Origin of the sequence: Cryobacterium sp. BB307, assembly GCF_012274275.1 — a bacterium.
In the GTDB taxonomy this organism is placed as follows: Bacteria; Actinomycetota; Actinomycetes; order Actinomycetales; family Microbacteriaceae; genus Terrimesophilobacter.
In genome coordinates, this window is the sequence record NZ_JAANZA010000003.1 from 1 (window position 1) to 17,298 (window position 17,298).

Genomic DNA, 17,298 nt, shown 5'->3' on the forward strand with positions numbered 1-17,298 from the left:
CCCCCCCCCCCCCGCTTTCCTTCCCCCCCCCCCCCCCCCCCCCCCCCCCCCACCCCCCCCCCCCCCCCCCCCCGACTCGATGGGTGTTGGGGGCAGCGGATGCGCAGGGTGGTTCAGTCGAGCGGACCGAGCAAGTGGCGTGCCGCAGTCGAGTGGGCGGAGTCGACCGTCGACGGCTGGAAGACCCCCGCGATCACGTCACGGTAGAGCCGCCCGAGCTCGCTCGACGAGTTGAACGCCGCTCCCCCGGCCAGGCTGATTGCCTGGTCGACGACGTCGCGCACCGCGTGCACCGTGCGCACCTTGAGTCCGGAGAGCAAGCGATACCACTCGCCACCGCGGTCGACCTGCTCGTCGATGTCACGAGCGACCGCGTCCAGTTGCGGCCACACGCCGTCCATGGTGATCGCCGCATCAGCGACCCGCCAGCGCGTATCCGGGTCCTGCGAGCGTGGTGTGCCATCGCGCTGCTTCCTCGTGGTCGCAGCAGCCGTCGCGAGCTCGAGTGCCCGTGCTCCGATGCCCGCGTACACCGCGGACAACAGCAGTTCGAAATTGGCGAAGATCGACCACAGGAGCAGGTCGGCGCTCGGGCCGGGGTCGACGCGCCGTACGACACGGTCCGGCTCTGCCCGCACACCGTCCAGGCGTGTGCTGTTGCTTTGCGTCGCTCGCATCCCGAGCGTGTCCCAATCGTCGAGGGTCTCGACCCCGTCGGCGCCGCGCGGGATGAACGCGTAGACCAGCTTCGGCGCATCCGGAGACGACGTGTCAAGACCGTGCAGGCCGAGACGGGTCCACGCCGGAGACAGGCTGGTGAAGATCTTCGTGCCGGTGAACCGGAAACCGCCGTCCGCCTCCGGCGCCGCGCTCGTGGTGCTGCCGAACAGCATCAGATCGTTGCCTCGCTCGCTGATGCCGAAGCCGAACAGCTCGCCTGCGGCGGCCTCGTCGAGCACGAATTTCAGCGAGTCGTCGCCGCGGTCGAGCATCGCCTTGGCGACGCCGGTCCAGATCAGGTGCATGTTCACGCCGAGCGCGGTGGAGGGGGCGGCGGATGCCAGCCTCACCTGCTCGCGCACGACCGCCTGAGCGTCCAGCCCTGCTCCCCCGAGTGCTGTCGGCACGAACGCGCGAAGGTAGCCGGCCGCTTTCAGGTCATCAAGGTCCTCGGCGAAGAAGGCGTTGGCACTGTCGTAACCGGCAGCGCGACTCCGGAATGTCTCGAGCAGCTCGTCGCTGAGCAGTGATTCGGCCACGTCTCAAGCATGCACCACCGTATGACCGCTGACATGATGAGGAGGTCCAATTTCGAAAGGGAGTCACGTGAAGGTCGACTACTCGGCTCTGACGAGAGCGGTCAGCAGGGACGAGTTGCGCGCCTACGCGAAGCGGAATCGCACCCACCTGGGCGGTGTCGGCGCCATCGCGATCGTGGTCGTCGCAGCCGTTATCGGTGTCATCCTCATTCCGATGGCCGTAGGCGAGGTCGGCCCTGGCTCGCTGTCGATGCTGACGTTCGCCATCATCGTCGTGATCGGTATCGCCGGCTTCACCTGGCTTTCGACAGCGATTGCGCTGCGGAAGAGCTTCCGGATGCACGCGTTCGCCGAGGCGAACGGCTTGCATTACACGGGCCGAGAGGCGGGCACCGACTACCCAGGGGCGATCTTCGGCATCGGCAATGCACGCACCATCACCGAACGCCTCTACCGCGACCATGACGGGTATTTCGATCTCGGCAGCTATCGGTACACGACCGGGTCGGGCAAGAACAAGCGCACCCACGACTGGGGTTACCTGGCCATCAAGCTTCCGCGCCGGCTGCCGCACATGCTGCTTGATGCCAAGGCGAACAACTTCTTCGGCAGTAACCTGCCGGTGTCCTTCGGTCGCAACCAGCGACTCTCCCTCGAGGGCGACTTCGACGACCACTTCACGCTGTATTGCCCGAGGGAGTATGAGCGGGACGCGCTCTACGTCTTCACGCCCGATCTGATGGCGCTGTTGATCGACGAGTCCGGCGAATTCGATCTCGAGATCGTCGATGATTGGCTGTTCGTCTACACCTCCGGTCCGCTCGAGTTGACCAACCCCACCCTGCTGTCGCGGCTGTTCCGCATCGTCGACACCGTCGGCGCGAAGACCTTGAGCCGCACCGTTCGCTACGCAGACGAACGCGTGGTCGGTGACTCGCTGGAATCCGGAACTCCGGGCGAGGCGCGGCTGGCGCCCAACGTCATCGCGCACGGCGGACGGCGGCTGAAACGGGGCGTGCCGGTCGTCGGTCTGATCATCTTCGCCGCGGTGGCGCTGTACCTGGTGTCGCGGTTCGTGAGCTCGGGCTTCTTCCTCTAGCCCGCCTGGCGCTGCTCTTCCATCAGGAACTCCAGGCCCGCCGGCAGTTCGCCGTCGCTGACGAGCGTCAATCGCTGCGTTGGGCGGGTCATCGACACGTAGAGGGCGGATGCGCCGCGCTCGGTGTCCCTGACGATGGCCGCGGGGTCGACGACGATGACCGAATCGAATTCGAGACCCTTCGCGTCGCGCGGGCTCAGCACGTTGATCAGGTTCATCAAGTTGTCGGCGCCGTAGCCCACCGTGAACTCGCGTGACAGCGTGGCGTGCAACTCGCCGAGGCGGGACGGCACGGCGATGACCGCGAGGGTGCCGGACGAGTCGACCTCGCGGTCGGCCCGCACCGCGTCGAGGACATCGGAGGCGACCTCGATCGGCCACTCCCCCTCGCGCACCGACGTCGCTTTCGTCACGGGGAGGTCATGGGCGACAGCCATTGATTCGGCCGCTTCGGCGATCTGGCTTGGCGTGCGGTAGTTGACGGTGAGTTCCTCGAGCCGCCAGCGGTCGCCTTCCGGCGTGTTGCCGATGAGGGCGTCCAGTGCGTGCTGCCAGGTCTCCGACGCGGTCACCGAGGCCGCCTGTGCGATGTCGCCGACAATCGTGAAGCTGCGGTTCGGACCACGCCTCAGCAGCAGGCGCCACTGCATCGGGCTGAGCTCCTGCGCCTCGTCGACCACGATGTGACCGTACGCCCAGCTGCGGTCCGCGGCCGCACGTTCGGCGGTCGTGGCGCCCTGTGCGAAGTCGGCAAAGCCATCCGCGACCGACTCGGCGTCGACGTAGCCGTCGAGTCCCATGTTGCCGATCGCGGCTTTCGCGTTCTCGATGTCGCGCTTGCGCTGCTGCTTCGCCTCGCGGCTCGCGTTGGCTCTGGCCAGTTCGAACTCCCCGAGGTGCTCGGCTGCCTCATCGAGCAGGGGGACATCCGAGATCGTGAACGGCGCGTCCCGGCCGCGGAGCAGAAGTGCACGTTCGTCGGCGGTCCAATCCGGTGTCAGCTGCGCAAGCCAGTTCGGGCGCGCGAACAGGTCCTGCACGAGCTTCTGCGGTGTCAGCGGAAGCCACGCGGTGTTCAGCAGCACCCGCACGTCGTGGCTGGTGCGCAGGTCCTCGCGCAAGACCGCCTGGTCCGCCTCATCGACGGTTCGCCTCTGGCGCTTGAGCTGGGAAACCAGTTGCCTGGTCAGCGCGTTCAGCGCGTGCTTGACGAACACCACGCGCGCTTCGTTGTACCGCTTGCCGCTCTCCTGCGCCTTCGTCATCGCGTTGGCGATGAGCTGCGGCTCGACGGTGATTCGCTCCCCATCGATCTCAATCGTCTGCGTCTCGCGTGGGATGCGCTGTCGCTCGCGCACCGCACGCGCGATCAGCTCGGCCATCCGCGCCTCGCCCTTGAGCGCGGCAACCGCCGGCACATCTTCCTCGGTCGCGTCGACGCCGGGGAACAGGCTGCCAAGGCTGGTGAGCACGACACCCGACTCGCCCAGCGAGGGAAGCACCGCTTCGATGTACTGCAGGAACGAGCGCGATGGCCCGACGATGAGCACACCGGATGACCGCAGCCGGTCGCGGTGCGAGTAGAGCAGGTAGGCGGCGCGGTGCAACGCGACGGCGGTCTTGCCGGTGCCGGGACCGCCCTGCACGACGAGCACGCCGCGCAGGTCGGACCGGATGATCCGGTCCTGCTCAGCTTGGATGGTCGCGACGATGTCGCTCATCCGGCCGGTGCGCTGCGCGGTCAGCGCCGCCAGCAGCGCGCCCTCGCCCTGCAGCGACGTGGACGACTCGTCGAGCAGCTCAGGGTCGAAGATCTCGTCCTCGATGCGAACCAGTTCCCGGCCCTTGGAGATCAGGTGCCTGCGCGCCCTCGCGCCCATCGGCTGACGCGCGGTCGCCTGGTAGAACGCGCTCGCCTGGGGCACGCGCCAATCCAGCAGGATCGGCTGCTGGTCGCGGTCGCGCAATCCGATCCGGCCGATGTAGCGGTGCACCGGCTCCGGGCTGTCGTCGGGCTCGAGTTCGAGACGCCCGAAAGCGAGCCGCTCCCCCACTTCCCGCAACTGCAGGATCCGGTCCTCGTACAGGCGCGCGAAACTGTCGCGTTCCGACCGGCTCTGGTCGTGATCGCCGACGTTGAGTCGACGCACCGCGCTCAACTGCTCCGTCGCCTCGCGCTGGAGCTCGTCGAGCCGGTCGTACAGTCCGCCAACGTAGTGGCGTTCGCGTTCGAGTTCGGCAGAAGTCACCTATGCCTCACATCCCCTTGGTTTTGCGGCATGCAAGTCTATCGGCTGCTACCTCCGGTGCTCCTGACCCTGTTGTTCGCGCAGGATGGCGAGGGCACGCGACACCCGGTCGGTCAGGCCGGCCGAGCGTTTCGGGGCCCGCCGGTCCAGTTCGTCAAGGAGCGTGAAAATCTCGGTGCGCTGCTTCTGCTGCACCGCGTGCACCGCCAGGTTACGGGCGAGGGAACGCCGTGCGCCGGCAACGGAGAGAGCCGCGCTCGCGATCACTGCTATCAGGAACGCCACCGCAACCCACAAGGGAAACACACCGCTGACGACCAGCATGATCGCCGTGACGAGGCCGATCAGCCCCACGGCCGGCGGGATGACGCGCAACCAGCGTCCGGCCAGGACGCGACGGCGGACGTCGCCCCTGCGTGAGTCGATGGTTTCCAGCCAGCGGCGGTAGTCGCCGACCCGGCCCTTCGCGACACGCGTTCCCTTGGCGTTGCGGAGCTCGTCCAGCAGCACGGGGTAGCCGGATGCCGGACGGCCGAGCACCCGCGCGGCGATCACGGCGCTCGACGCGGTGACCGCGATCAGCATGATCATCACGAAAGCGCCTGCGAACACCTGCCCGGCGTCGAGAATGATGCGGGCGGCCAGGACGACGCCGAAGACGACGAGTACCAGCACGATCGAGCAGACGATGATGGTCCATGTCAGCAGACGGTCGCGATCCCGCGTCCCGGTCGCGCGACCGGCGCGGCGCAATTTCCTCCCGGTGACGACATCGACGACCTGCACCAGGAACAGCAGCACCCACAGTGCTGCCGCGGTGTCGAAGATGACGATGAGGACCTGCGAATCCATGCCGCTCCTTAGAAAACTTTGCCGGGGTTCAGTATGCCGTGCGGATCGAACACGGCCTTCACCTGGCGTTGCAGCTCCAGCTGGTCCGAGCCGAGTTCTGCGGCGAGCCACCGCTTCTTGAGGGTGCCGACCCCGTGCTCGCCGGTGAGGGTGCCGCCGAGGCGCAGCGCGGCCTCGAAGACCTCGCCTGCGGCCCGCCACACGGTGTCGTCGATCTCGCCGGTGACCACGAAATTGGGGTGCAGGTTGCCGTCGCCTGCGTGCGCGACGGTGGGGATCGGGATGCCGTACTCGCGTTCGATACGGGTGATCTCCCGGAACATGTCCGGCAGCTTGCTGCGCGGCACCGCGACGTCTTCGATGAGCACCGTGCCGCGCGCGGCAAGCGACGGGTGGAACGCGCGCCGAATGGCCAGCAGCCGCTCGGCCTCGGCGGGATCGGAGCTCATAGTCGCCTCACCGCCCTGCGAGCGGATGATGCGCAGCGCCTCATCGGCCTCAGCTTCAGCAGCCGGGCCATCGGTCTGCACGAGCAGGTGCACAGCCCCGAGGCTCGACAGGTCAACACCCAAATGGTCGTCGATCGCCTCCAGACCACGAGAGTCGATGATCTCCATCACGGCCGGTTGCAACCCGGCCGCGGTGATCGCAGCGGATGCCACGGCCGCGTTCGTCACATCCGCGAAGTAGGCGGCGATGCTGACGGCGCCACCCCGCGGGAGGGGTCGGACCCGCACGGTGGCTTCCACGATCACGCCGAGGGTGCCCTCTGAACCGATCATCAGCGCGGTCAGGTCAAGTCCGGTGACGCCCTTGACCGTGCGATGTCCCAAGGTCAGCATCCGACCGTCCGCGAGAACGACCTTGAGCCCGAGCACGGCCTCCCGCGTCACGCCGTACTTCGCGCACAGCAGGCCGCCCGCGTTGGTGGCGATGTTGCCGCCGATCGTGGAGATGGCGCGGCTGGCCGGGTCGGGCGCGAACCACAGTCCGTGCTCGCGCAGCGAGTCGTTGAAGTCGCCGTTCAGGATGCCCGGCTCGACGACGGCAAGCTGGTCGGCGACGGAGAGTTCGAGGATGCGGTTCATGCCCAGCGTCGACAGCACGATCTCCCCCTCCCCGCCGATCGCTCCGCCGGCGAGTCCGGTGCCAGCACCGCGCGGCACGACCGGGACCCGGTGTTCGCTCGCGAGGCGCAGGGTGGCCTGGACGTCGCCCGCGTTGCGCGCGTTCACGACCGCGATCGGCGGAGCGCTGGAGGCGTGACCCGATTTGTCGGTGCGCACCTGGGTCAGTTGGGCCTGATCAACCGAGACGGCATCACCCAACTCGGCCCGCAGGGAGTCGAGCACGCTCACAACGCGGCCTCGATGTCTGCGCGGGTCGGGATCGACGGCACCGCGCCCAGAGCCTGCACCGAGAGGGAAGCGGCGACAGTCGCGAATTCGGCTGCGGCCACGAACTCGCGCCCCTCGGCGAGCGCCGCGGCGAAGGCTCCGCAGAACGTGTCGCCTGCGCCGGTCGTGTCGACCGGCGACACGACCCGCGCCGGCACGCGGGCGACTTGCTGACCCGCCTCGAACAGCACGCTTCCGGATGCGCCGAGTGTCACCACCAGACGCGGCACCCGCACCGCGAGCGAGCGCGACGCCGTCTCCGGGTCGTCGGAGCCGGCGAGGGCGATCGCCTCCGGCTCGTTCACGATCAGGCAGTCCAGGTCACCGATGAGGGCATCGGAGAGCGCATGCGCGGGCGCCGCGTTGAGGATGACGATGGTCCCGGACGCCTTGCCGGCCGCGGCTGCCTGCTCCACTGCCGACAGCGGCAGCTCGAGTTGCATGAGCAGCACCGACGCGCTCGCGATCGCGTCCAACTCGGCGTCGGTGAGCGTCTCGACATCCGCGTTGGCCCCGGATGCGATGACGATGGTGTTCTCGGCCGCGGCGTCGACGGCGATGAAGGCCTGCCCGGTGGCTGCGGTGCTGCCGCGGGTCAGGGCCCCGTCGATGCCGGCGTCCGTCATCACGGTCGCCAGCTCGCGGCCGTGCTCGTCGTCGCCGAGCGCGCCGATGAACACCGTTGCCAGGCCCGCGCGAGCCGCCGCAACTGCCTGGTTGAGGCCCTTCCCGCCAGGGTAGCGGGCCGTCGATGAGGCGATGGTGGTTTCGCCCGGCTGAGGGATCCGGTCGACGCTGAAGACGATGTCCATGTTGGCGCTGCCGACCACGGCGACGGATGCGGGACTCATGGTTCTCAGGCTATCTCCGCGTGATCCCGGCTGTTAGCCGCCAAGGCTCGGCATTTATGCTGTGCACATGGGCGGCGACGATACGAGGCACCGGCAGACCGAACCTGATCCCGATCGTCCGGATGAGACCGAGGCGGAGCGACTCGCGCGCAACTGGAACGAGATCCTGCAAGAACTGCGCGTGACGCAGACCGGCACCCAGATCCTCACCGGTTTTCTGCTCACGCTCGCCTTCCAGTCCCGCTTCGCAGAGCTCGACGCCTTCCAGCTCACGCTCTACCTCGCGCTCGTGGTCGGGGCGGTGCTCGTGACGACGCTCGGCCTGGCGCCGGTGAGCATGCACAGGCGGCTCTTCCGCCAGGGTGAGAAGGAGCGCATCGTCGCACTCGCCGACCAGATGCTGAAATTCATGCTCGCCGCGCTCGCGGTGGTGCTCGCCGGCACCACCTGGTTCATCTTCGATGTCGTGCTCGGCCGCACGGCCGGCATCATCGCGGGAGTGATCTCCCTGATCGTCGTCTCCGTGCTATGGCTCGCATTGCCGAAGCGCGTGCGCACAACACTTCCCAGATGATTGCCACCTGAGCGCCTGGTGCCCCCGCGTAGCGTTGATCGCATGCGAACCACGATGCTCTTTCTGGTCGGCGCCGGTGTCGGCTATGTCTTCGGCACGCGCGCCGGTCGTCAGCGGTACGAACAGCTGAAGTCCGCCGCGAAGAACGCGTGGGAGGACCCTCGCGTGCAGAAGGCGATGAACGACACCGCGGACTACGTGCGTCAGAAGGCGCCCGTTGTCGGGGCGCGCGTGGCGGAGGGTGCCCAGGATGTCGCAGGCCGGGTGGCCGACACGGCGAAGGACATGACGGAGAAGGTCCAGCGGACCGCCGATGACGTCCGCGGGCGCATCAGCCACCGCGGCGAGGACGCGCGCGACCGGGCGATCGTCGCCGCCGCCGAGTTCCGCGAGGAAGCCCTCGAAGACTTCGACGACGAGTTCGACGACCGCCCGGACGAGGTCGACGACCGCCCGTAGGCGGTTCTTCTCTACGCGACTACTGCTGCGGTGGGATCACGTCGATGACGCCGGTCGCGGCCACCAAACCGCTCAGCCGCTCCGGTGACAGCACCTTGGCGACCTCCTCGGCGGTCATCAGGCCAGCGTCGACGACCAGTTCCGCGATCGACGCGTTAGTCGTCAGCGCGGTGTGCGCGAGCGTGGCCGACGCGGTGTAGCCGATGTACGGGGTCAGCGCGGTGACGACACCGACCGACGACTCGACCTGAGAGGCGAGGCGCTGGGTGTTGGCGGTGATCCCGTCGATGCAATTGACGCGGAGCGTGTGGCAGCCGTTCCGGAGCCACGCGATCGACTGCAGGATGCTGTGGGCGATGACCGGCTCGAAGGCGTTGAGCTGCAATTGTCCCGCCTCCGCGGCCGCGGTCACCGTGGCATCCGCGCCAATGACACTGAACGCGATCTGGTTGACCACCTCCGGGATGACCGGGTTGACCTTGCCGGGCATGATCGACGAGCCTGCCTGCCGCGCCGGCAGGTTGATTTCGCCGATGCCGGCCTGCGGGCCGCTGGAGAGCAGCCGCAGGTCGTTGCAGATCTTCGAGAGCTTGACCGCAGCGCGCTTGAGGTGTCCGCTCAGCGTCATGAAGACACCGGCGTCGCTCGTCGCCTCGATCAGGTCGGGAGCGGTGATCATCGGAACACCGGTGAGCTCAACCAGGTGGCGGCGCACGGCTTCCGCGTATCGCGGGTCGGCGGTGATGCCGGTGCCGATCGCGGTTGCGCCGAGGCTGATCTCGCCGAGCCATGGGAGCACCTCGCTCAGCCGCTCGCGGTCCTCGGAGATGGTTGTGGCGAAACCGTTGAACTCCTGGCCGAGGGTCATCGGAACGGCATCCTGAAGCTGGGTGCGGCCGACCTTGAGGATGTGAGCGAACTCCGCACCCTTGCGCGAGAACGCCTCGCGCAGCAGCGAGTGCTCAGCGAGCAGCCGCTGGGTGGCCATGATCATCGCGAGCTTGATCGCGGTCGGGTAGACGTCGTTCGTGCTCTGGCTGCGGTTGACGTCGTCGATCGGGTGCAGCGACGTGTAGTCGCCGAGTTCCTTGCCCATGAGCTCGAGGCCGCGATTCGCGATGACCTCGTTGGTGTTCATGTTGGTCGATGTGCCCGCACCGCCCTGGATCACCCCGACCAGGAACTGGTCATGGAGTGCCCCGCCGACGATCTCCTCGCAGACCCGGTCGATGATGTCGGCCTTGTCCGCGTCGAGAACGCCGATCTCCTTGTTCGCGCGCGCCGCGGCCTGCTTGACGCGAGCGAGAGCGGTGATCAGGTCCGGGTAGACCGAGATCGGGCGCCTGGTGATCGGGAAGTTCTCCAACGCCCGTGCTGTGTGAATGCCCCAATATGCCTCTGCGGGAATCTCAAGTGACCCGAGGGAATCGGTTTCGACCCGGGTTGGCCCGGACGCGGTGCTCATTTCGCCTTTATCTCCTTCGAAAGCGCTACGCCCCAACTCTACTCGCGCGGGTGCGTCGCCTCGGGCGTCGCGCTAGGCGGCCGAGATGCCGAACAGCCCGATGATCAGCGCCATGATGACGAGCGTCACCAGTTCGTGGCTGATGTTCAGCAGCGTCAGCCCAGCCGGCCGCCCCTCGAACGCGTCATGGGTGATGAACCGCGCTGCGGTGAAACCGGCCCAGAGGATGATCGCGGTGACGATCGCGTTCAGCAGGAAGTTGCCACCGTAGAACTCCTGGGCGATCGCAGCGGACCCGGCAAGCACGAGCGCGCTGATGAAGCTGACGACGAGAGTCACGATCATCGGCACCACCGCGCTCGCGTTGCGGTCCATGTCGACCTTGGCCGCCTTGATCCACCAGTTGCCGAACACCGGTCGCGCGTACCAAATCGCGCCGACGACCATGCTCGACAGTGTCGCGAGCAGCACCGCCCAGATGTTGATCTCAGGAACCATGTCGAACTCCTCTGTTCGTCTCGCTCGTTGGGGTACAAAGCGTTGTGCCGATTGTAGGGACCGTTGACCCCAACACTGGGGCATATCTTGCTATTTCTCTGGGCTTTGTTCACCCCGTAGGCTCAGTGACATAAATTCTGACATTGTGGGGGACACTCGCCGTGAGCGATAACAGCTACTTCAGCGCGCCAGCCGGATGGTATCCGGATCCGCTGGGCCTTCCGCAACTCCGTTGGTGGGACAGCACGTCCTGGACGCACCAGACCGCGGAGGCACGTCAGCCGATGGTCATGCAGGAGACCACCTTCGCCTGGGCGGACGACGACATCGAGGAAGAGCCCTCGGCAGCCACGCGACGCGAGCGCCGCGAGCGCGAGCGCAAGGGCCCGATCGACAACGCTCCCCCGACCGCGCAGATGCTGCTGCAGCTGGAGCCGCCGTCGCGCGAGGACATCCAGGTCGACATGCCGGAGCCCGAGGGCGTGGCGCAGCCCACCCGGGACGACGAACCGTTCGTGGCGACCTTCACCGAGAGCACCTCGACCGAGTCCTCCGACGACGCCTACCGGATCTTCGACACCCTCCGCGACAACTCGCAGGAGCAGTTCGCCCAGCAGCCGTTCGGTCAGAACCAGTACGGGGCGCAGAACTTCCAGGGCGCGCCGCAGGGCTACCAGCAGCCGTTCCAGCAGGAGCAGGGCAATTGGGCCCAGTACGGGCAGCAGGAGAAGGCCGACTTCTTCGTGCACGGTCAGGCGCCCGACGCATCCGGATGGGCGCCGCAGCACCAGCAGCAGTTCGCCCAGCAGCAGCGCCACGCCGTGACCCACACCACGCCGGTGTGGATGATCGCGCTCATCCCGATGCTGCAGCTCGTGTTGAGCCTTCTGCTGCTCACCGCGTTCGGCATGGGAGACAACACCGCCGTGATGGCGGCCATCTGGTTCGCGCCGTACCCGTTCGTCGTGCTGTTCGCGTTCCTGGACCGCCGCACGCTCAAGAAGGCCGGCCACCAGCAAACCGCGCACTGGGCGTGGGCACTCCTCACCGCGCCGATCTACCTGATCGTGCGCGCTGTGGCCTCCATCCGGGAGTCCGGCAACGGCTTCGGCCCCGTCCTGGTCTGGTTCGCTCTCGCCTTGCTGCAGGTCGGCTCGGTCGTCGCAGTGCCCGGTCTGATCATCTCCAGCCTGCCCGCGGTCTTCGCCGCTGAGGCGGAGGCGTCGATCATGTCCGACGCCCAGGTGATCGGCTCCACGATGACCGTCACCTGCCCCGCCGCTCCCCCGGTGCTCATCGGACAGCAGTTCGAGTGCTCCGGTGTGCAGGCCAATGGCACGGAGCTCTCCATACTGGTGAGCCTCGAGCGCGTCAACGGCTGGATCGACTGGCGCGTCGACGACTGGGGCATCTACACCATCGGCTAGCCGGTCGTCACCACCGATAGTCGTCCTGCGGCATCCAGCGGACGCCACGCATGTGGCAGAGCAGGATGCCGCGGACGACTGTGCCCTGCGCGTCGCAGGCTGCGTGCAGCAGGCGTGCCCAGGCGCGGTCCCGGTCGGTGAGTTGCCCGTCGTGCAGTTCCTCGAGCACGATCAGCACCGAAGCGGCGTCGAGGTTGCGCGCCGTGTCGCCGATCGCGAGCGCGAACGCACGCGCATCGTCCTCGGTCAGCTCGCCCGGCAGCGAGTCGACGGGGATGAGCAGCGGCAGCTGAACCTGCTCGTCATCGAGGAACATCAGCCACAGCTGTCGCTGGTTCGCATGCACGAGCAGCTCGGTGACGCGGTTCTCGATCTCGATCGGGTTGGTGAGGGGGCGTTCGCGGGTGTCATCGTGGCTGGGTGGCTTCATCCGCCCATGATCAACGGCCGCCCGACGAGAATTCGTCGGGCGGCCGCCAGTTGGGGATGGACCGCTGGGCTCACGCCCCGGTGAGGGCTAGCCGATCAGCGCCTCGATCGGGCCGCGCGCGAAGTAGAGCAGGAACCCGGCCGCAACGATCCACAGCAGCGGCGAGATCTCCCGCGCCTTGCCAGCCAGCGCGCGCACGATCACCCAGCTGATGAAGCCGACGCCGATGCCGTTGGCGATCGAGTAGGTCAGCGGCATCACCACGATGGTCAGGAACACCGGCAGGCCAACCGAGAACTCGCTCCAATCGATGAAGCGGATCTGCGACACCATCAGCACACCCACAACGACGAGCGCCGCGCCGGCGACCTCGAGCGGCACCACCTGGGTGAGCGGGGTGAAGAACATGGCGAGCAGGAAGAGCACCCCGGTGACGATGTTGGCGAGGCCGGTGCGGGCACCCTCGCCGACGCCGGCGGCGGAGTCGATGAAGATCGTGTTCGACGACGACGAGGTCGCGCCGCCTGCCACTGCGCCGACGCCTTCCACGATCAGCGCTGACTTCAGCCGCGGGAAGTTGCCCTTGTCGTCCTGCAGACCGGCTTCCTTGGTGAGCCCGGTTAGGGTGCCAACCGCGTCGAAGAAGTTGGTGAAGACGAGAGTGAACACCAGCATGATCGCGGCGAGTGCGCCGATCCGTTCGAACGCACCGAAGCTGAACGCTCCGATCAGGCCGAGGTCGGGGACCGCGACGATCGACTCGGGCAGTGCGGGCACATTCAGGCTCCAGCCGGACGGGTTGGGGCCGTCTTCGGTGAACGAGGGGCCGATCTTCAAGAGCGCCTCGGCGATGATCGCGATGACGGTGGTCGCGAGGATCCCGATGAGCAGCGCCCCCGTCACCTTGCGCGCCATGAGCACGCCCATGATCAGCAGCCCAATGATGAAGATCACGGTCGGGATGCTGGTGACAGAGCCGCCATCTCCCAGCTGCACCGGCGGAGAGGGGTTGCCGCTGGAGCGCACGAAGCCGGCGTCGACCAGCCCGATGAAGGCGATGAACAGGCCGATGCCGACGGTGATCGCGGTCTTCAACTGCGCAGGAACCGCCTTGAAGATGAGCTCACGCAGCTTGGTGGCCGACAGCAGCACGATGATGAGCCCGTTGATGACGACAAGGCCCATTGCCTCGGCCCAGGTGACCTGCCCGACAACGCTCACGGCGAGGAACGAGTTGATGCCGAGGCCGGCGGCCAGGCCGAACGGCAGGTTGGCGACGAGCCCGAACAGGATCGTCATCACGCCGGCGGTCAGGCCGGTGACCGCAGCGAGCTGCTGGCCGTCGAGCATGGTGCCGGCGACATCCTCCGTGCCACCGAGGATGAGCGGGTTCAGGATGACTATGTACGCCATCGTCATGAATGTCACGAGACCACCGCGCACCTCGCGACCGACGTTCGAACCGCGTCGGCTGATCTCGAAGAAGGAATCGAATCTCTCCCGGAAGGAGTTTCCGGATCCGCGCTTGACGGGACTCTCGATTTGCTGCTGGGACACTTGTATGCCTTTCACCACAATAGGGACGCGTTCAGCATAGAAGCGTTGAGGGTCGGGTTTCGCCGCCACACGGCGCGATAGCGTTGAGTGATGCACGATGGCGGATGGCTGAGCGACAAGGAGCGCAAGAGGCTCACCCGCATCCCCAGCGACACGGCCATGACGGCGACCCTTGCGGGCACCGGCCTCATCGTCTCGTCGATGCAGACGCTCGTGACGCCGATCGTTCCGCAGCTGCCCGCACTGCTCGACACCTCGGTCGCCGAGGCCCAGTGGGTGCTCACCGCGACGCTGCTTGCCGCGTGCATCGGCACACCCATCGCCGGGCGCCTGGGCGACATGTACGGCAAGCGCCGCATCACCCTTGCACTGCTCGTGCTGATGGTGCTCGGCTCGCTCATCGCCGCGATCTCCAACACGCTCATCCCGCTGGTCATCGGCCGCGCGCTGCAGGGGCTGAGCCTCGGCGCGATCGCGCTCGGCATCAGCATCCTGCGGGACGTCATCCATCCGTCCAAGCTCGGCCGGTCGGTCGCGCTTGTGAGCGCATCGCTCGGTGTCGGCGGGGCTGTCGGACTGGCTGCTGCCGCGCTGATCGCGGAGAACTTCGACTGGCACTACCTGTTCTGGCTGTCGGCTGCGCTCGGCGTGCTCGCGTTCGTGCTGGTGATCCGGATCATCCCGGTCAGCACACTGCGCACCGCCGGCCGCTTCGACTGGGTCGGCTCGATCGGGCTCAGCATCGGGCTCGTCGCGCTCCTGCTCGCGATCTCGAACGGAAGCGTCTGGGGCTGGACGAGCCCGCTCACCCTCACCCTGCTGATCGGCTCCGTCGTCGTCTTCGCTCTGTGGGGCTGGTACGAGGTGCGCGTCGTCGACCCGCTGGTAGACCTCCGCGTCGCCGCCCGCAAGCCGGTGCTGCTGACCAACCTCGCCTCAGTGGCGGCGGGCTTCGCGTTCTTCGTGACCGCCGGATCGCAGCCGATCCTGCTCGAGCTGCCGAGCGCAACCGGTGTCGGCCTCGGCCAGACGATCCTCGTCGCCGCCTTGTGCCTCATGCCGAACGGGATCGTGATGTTCCTGCTCTCCCCCGTCGCCGCAAGACTGTCCGATCGTCGCGGACCGCGCACGAGCCTCGTGCTCGGGATGCTCATCATCGCCATCGCCTTCGCCATCTCGGTGTTCCTCATGCAGGAGATCTGGCATGTCATCCTCGTGTCGACGCTCGTCGGGGCAGGCGTGAGCTTTGCGTACTCGGCCATGCCGACCCTGATCATGCATGCGGTTCCAGCCACGGAGACGGCGGCGGCCAACGGGCTGAACTCGGTGATGCGCACCCTCGGCTCGACCGTCGCGGCGAGTCTGATCGGGGTGATCCTGTCGTCCAGCTTCACCGTCTACCAGGGGATCGAGATCCCGACCCGAGGCGCCTTCCAGACAGTGTTCGCTGTGGGCGCCGGCGTCGCCTTCCTTGGCGCACTGCTGGCGCTCATCATCCCCCGTCGCGTACGGGTCTATGAGACCGCGAGCATCCCGATCCAGTTGCCTGAGGACTCCCCACACCTCTCCAGCATCCGTGCCTACACTGACGCCATGGACCGAGACCTGATCGAACCGAACCCCGACGACGAGCGTGAAGTCGAGTTGGACGAGGAAGAGCAACTTGACGCGCCACCCACCCTGGATCCGGATGAGCGTGTCGAGCAGGAGAACGACGAAGAGGCACTGCCCGATGAGGAGCGCCCGGTCTAAGGGCGAGTTGTGGGGTGGTTCTCAGAGGCGAACCAGAGAGCGCTCGTAGGCTCCGCACACCTGACCACCGAACGCAAGGGGCCCCGACATGAGTGACCTCAACCTTCCCCCGGGAACGCACGACGAGTCGAACCTCGACGGGGACACCCTCGAGTACTCGGTCGTCAGAGAGCTGAGACGGAACCAGCCAGAGGAGGCGGAAGACCCGACCCTCCCGGGCGGGTCGATCACCCTCGGGCTCGATGTCGGAGGCGCGCTGCGCTGACGACGTACACTCTCTAGGTGTGAGCCTTCGAGACATCCCGATTACAACCATCGACGGACGCGAGACGACCTTCGCCGAGTTCGCTGACGGTGTCGTCTTGGTGGTGAATGTCGCTTCGCATTGCGGCCACACACCGCAGTACGAGCAGCTCGAGCAGCTGCAGCGCACCTACGGCGATCGCGGGTTCACCGTGTTCGGGGTCCCGTGCAATCAGTTCGGCTTCCAGGAGCCGGGCAGCGCCGAGGCGATCCAGGAGTTCTGCTCCACGACGTACGGCGTCTCGTTCCCGCTGGCCGAGAAGGCACGCGTCAACGGCGCCAAGCAGCATCCGCTGTACGCCGAGCTCACCACCGTCCCGGATGCCGACGGCGTGGCGGGCAAGGTGAAGTGGAACTTCGAGAAGTTCCTGGTCACCCCTGACGGCGCCGTGCGCCGCTTCCGCAGCGCGGTGAAGCCCGACGCGCCGGAAGTGGTCCGGGCGATCGAGCAGGCGCTGGCCACAGTCAGCTAGCTGGCGGCACCGCCCGTTCACCTTGGGCCGGTAGACGTGTGCCGTGCAGGAACTCGTCGACTGGGTGATCGAAGCCGCCGGTTCACCGTGGGTGTTTCCCGTCGTTTTCGCCCTGATCGTGGCCGACGCCTTCCTGATCGTCGTGCCCAGCGAGACGGTGGTGGTCGCGCTCGGCGCACTCGCGCTGTCGGCCGGGCAGCCAAACCTGTGGGTGCTGATCCCGATCGCCGCGATAGCCGCCATGCTCGGCGACAACCTCACCTACCTGGTCGGGCGGGCGGTGGGACTCGAGCGTTTCGGCTGGATGCGACGGCGCCAGGTCGCGTCGGCGTTCGCGTGGGCGCGCCGGTCGCTCGACCGACGAGCAGCGGTCGTCATGCTGACCGCCCGATTCGTGCCGTTCGGTCGCATCGCGGTGAACCTCACTGCAGGCGCCACCGGGTTCGCCTACGGGAGGTTCCTTCCCCTGAGCGTGATCGCCGGATGCGTGTGGGCCGTCTACAACGTCGTCATCGGGGCGGCGTTCGGTGCGTGGTTCTCGTCGCATCCGGTGCTTGCGGTAGTGCTGTCGATCGTCGTCGCGATCACTCTGGGAGTCGTCGTCGATCGGATCACGGCGGTGGTGGCCAGCCGCCGGTGGCACCTATGAGCAC

17 protein-coding genes are annotated in these 17,298 nt (G+C 67.2%); 8 read left to right on the forward strand and 9 right to left on the reverse strand.

Annotated features, from left to right (window positions below):
* Positions 1–113 precede the first annotated feature (113 nt).
* Positions 114–1,259 (reverse strand): acyl-CoA dehydrogenase family protein, encoded by a 1,146-nt coding sequence (locus HGK58_RS11545; protein WP_168627775.1) that lies wholly within the window; start codon positions 1,257–1,259, stop codon positions 114–116.
* 67 nt (positions 1,260–1,326) lie between these two features.
* On the opposite strand from HGK58_RS11545, the gene HGK58_RS11550 reads away from it, so the two are divergent.
* Positions 1,327–2,358, forward strand: a complete 1,032-nt coding sequence (locus HGK58_RS11550) for a DUF3137 domain-containing protein (RefSeq protein ID WP_168627777.1) — start codon at positions 1,327–1,329, stop codon at positions 2,356–2,358.
* On the opposite strand, the gene HGK58_RS11555 is transcribed toward HGK58_RS11550, so the two are convergent.
* From HGK58_RS11555 to HGK58_RS11570, 4 genes are read right to left on the reverse strand one after another with little or no spacing between them, the layout of a single operon-like run.
* On the reverse strand, positions 2,355–4,607 hold the full coding sequence (locus HGK58_RS11555) for an AAA family ATPase (protein ID WP_168627778.1): 2,253 nt from the start codon (positions 4,605–4,607) through the stop codon (positions 2,355–2,357). The genes HGK58_RS11550 and HGK58_RS11555 overlap by 4 nt on opposite strands.
* A gap of 48 nt (positions 4,608–4,655) precedes the next feature.
* Positions 4,656–5,459 (reverse strand): hypothetical protein, encoded by an 804-nt coding sequence (locus tag HGK58_RS11560; RefSeq protein ID WP_168627779.1) that lies wholly within the window; start codon positions 5,457–5,459, stop codon positions 4,656–4,658.
* Between the two features lie 8 nt (positions 5,460–5,467).
* Positions 5,468–6,817 carry an FAD-linked oxidase C-terminal domain-containing protein gene (locus HGK58_RS11565; RefSeq protein WP_168627780.1) on the reverse strand — a complete coding sequence of 450 codons (1,350 nt, stop codon included), beginning with the start codon at positions 6,815–6,817 and terminating at the stop codon, positions 5,468–5,470.
* Entirely contained in the window at positions 6,814–7,707 is an 894-nt protein-coding gene (locus HGK58_RS11570) for a ribokinase (RefSeq protein WP_168627781.1), read from the reverse strand. Before HGK58_RS11570 ends, HGK58_RS11565 begins: the two co-directional genes overlap by 4 nt.
* A 67-nt stretch (positions 7,708–7,774) precedes the next feature.
* On the opposite strand from HGK58_RS11570, the gene HGK58_RS11575 reads away from it, so the two are divergent.
* Together HGK58_RS11575 and HGK58_RS11580 are read left to right on the forward strand one after the other, a co-directional pair.
* Positions 7,775–8,281, forward strand: a complete 507-nt coding sequence (locus HGK58_RS11575) for a DUF6328 family protein (RefSeq protein WP_168627782.1) — start codon at positions 7,775–7,777, stop codon at positions 8,279–8,281.
* Positions 8,282–8,323: 42 nt separating this feature from the next.
* Positions 8,324–8,740: a hypothetical protein gene (locus tag HGK58_RS11580; RefSeq protein ID WP_168627784.1), complete on the forward strand. Its 417-nt coding sequence runs from the start codon at positions 8,324–8,326 to the stop codon at positions 8,738–8,740.
* Between the two features lie 19 nt (positions 8,741–8,759).
* Here the strand turns inward: HGK58_RS11580 and HGK58_RS11585 are convergent, their stop codons facing one another.
* Together HGK58_RS11585 and HGK58_RS11590 are read right to left on the reverse strand one after the other, a co-directional pair.
* Positions 8,760–10,205, reverse strand: coding sequence for an aspartate ammonia-lyase (locus HGK58_RS11585; RefSeq protein ID WP_168627785.1), 1,446 nt, complete (start codon positions 10,203–10,205; stop codon positions 8,760–8,762).
* 72 nt (positions 10,206–10,277) lie between these two features.
* The gene (locus HGK58_RS11590) at positions 10,278–10,703 is read right to left on the reverse strand and encodes a DUF1761 domain-containing protein (RefSeq protein WP_168627786.1); all 426 of its coding nucleotides are present in this window, start codon (positions 10,701–10,703) and stop codon (positions 10,278–10,280) included.
* Positions 10,704–10,864: 161 nt separating this feature from the next.
* Here HGK58_RS11590 and HGK58_RS13620 point away from each other — a divergent pair, with 161 nt between their 5' ends.
* On the forward strand, positions 10,865–12,130 hold the full coding sequence (locus HGK58_RS13620) for a DUF2510 domain-containing protein (protein ID WP_349236209.1): 1,266 nt from the start codon (positions 10,865–10,867) through the stop codon (positions 12,128–12,130).
* Between the two features lie 7 nt (positions 12,131–12,137).
* On the opposite strand, the gene HGK58_RS11600 is transcribed toward HGK58_RS13620, so the two are convergent.
* Both HGK58_RS11600 and HGK58_RS11605 read right to left on the reverse strand, forming a co-directional pair.
* Entirely contained in the window at positions 12,138–12,560 is a 423-nt protein-coding gene (locus HGK58_RS11600; RefSeq protein WP_168627787.1) for a hypothetical protein, read from the reverse strand.
* Positions 12,561–12,647: 87 nt separating this feature from the next.
* Positions 12,648–14,102, reverse strand: a complete 1,455-nt coding sequence (locus tag HGK58_RS11605; protein ID WP_349236232.1) for an NCS2 family permease — start codon at positions 14,100–14,102, stop codon at positions 12,648–12,650.
* Between the two features lie 105 nt (positions 14,103–14,207).
* On the opposite strand from HGK58_RS11605, the gene HGK58_RS11610 reads away from it, so the two are divergent.
* The 4 genes from HGK58_RS11610 to HGK58_RS11625 all read left to right on the forward strand — a co-directional run bounded on the left by HGK58_RS11610 (position 14,208) and on the right by HGK58_RS11625 (position 17,294).
* Complete coding sequence (locus HGK58_RS11610; RefSeq protein WP_168627788.1) at positions 14,208–15,869, forward strand: MFS transporter; 1,662 nt, start codon at positions 14,208–14,210, stop codon at positions 15,867–15,869.
* Between the two features lie 88 nt (positions 15,870–15,957).
* Positions 15,958–16,134 carry a hypothetical protein gene (locus HGK58_RS11615; RefSeq protein WP_168627789.1) on the forward strand — a complete coding sequence of 59 codons (177 nt, stop codon included), beginning with the start codon at positions 15,958–15,960 and terminating at the stop codon, positions 16,132–16,134.
* A gap of 19 nt (positions 16,135–16,153) precedes the next feature.
* On the forward strand, positions 16,154–16,645 hold the full coding sequence (locus HGK58_RS11620; protein ID WP_349236210.1) for a glutathione peroxidase: 492 nt from the start codon (positions 16,154–16,156) through the stop codon (positions 16,643–16,645).
* Positions 16,646–16,688: 43 nt separating this feature from the next.
* Positions 16,689–17,294: a DedA family protein gene (locus tag HGK58_RS11625; RefSeq protein ID WP_349236211.1), complete on the forward strand. Its 606-nt coding sequence runs from the start codon at positions 16,689–16,691 to the stop codon at positions 17,292–17,294.
* Positions 17,295–17,298 lie beyond the last annotated feature (4 nt).

Bases quoted from the DNA above. Each gene is read 5' to 3' on its own strand.
- HGK58_RS11615 (WP_168627789.1), top strand. From the start codon at position 15,958: ATGAGTGACCTCAACCTTCCCCCGGGAACGCACGACGAGTCGAACCTC.
- HGK58_RS11570 (WP_168627781.1), bottom strand. From the start codon at position 7,707: ATGAGTCCCGCATCCGTCGCCGTGGTCGGCAGCGCCAACATGGACATC.
- HGK58_RS11580 (WP_168627784.1), top strand. From the start codon at position 8,324: ATGCGAACCACGATGCTCTTTCTGGTCGGCGCCGGTGTCGGCTATGTC.
- HGK58_RS11610 (WP_168627788.1), top strand. From the start codon at position 14,208: ATGCACGATGGCGGATGGCTGAGCGACAAGGAGCGCAAGAGGCTCACC.
- HGK58_RS11585 (WP_168627785.1), bottom strand. From the start codon at position 10,205: ATGAGCACCGCGTCCGGGCCAACCCGGGTCGAAACCGATTCCCTCGGG.
- HGK58_RS11590 (WP_168627786.1), bottom strand. From the start codon at position 10,703: ATGGTTCCTGAGATCAACATCTGGGCGGTGCTGCTCGCGACACTGTCG.
- HGK58_RS11560 (WP_168627779.1), bottom strand. From the start codon at position 5,459: ATGGATTCGCAGGTCCTCATCGTCATCTTCGACACCGCGGCAGCACTG.
- HGK58_RS11575 (WP_168627782.1), top strand. From the start codon at position 7,775: ATGGGCGGCGACGATACGAGGCACCGGCAGACCGAACCTGATCCCGAT.
- HGK58_RS11600 (WP_168627787.1), bottom strand. From the start codon at position 12,560: ATGAAGCCACCCAGCCACGATGACACCCGCGAACGCCCCCTCACCAAC.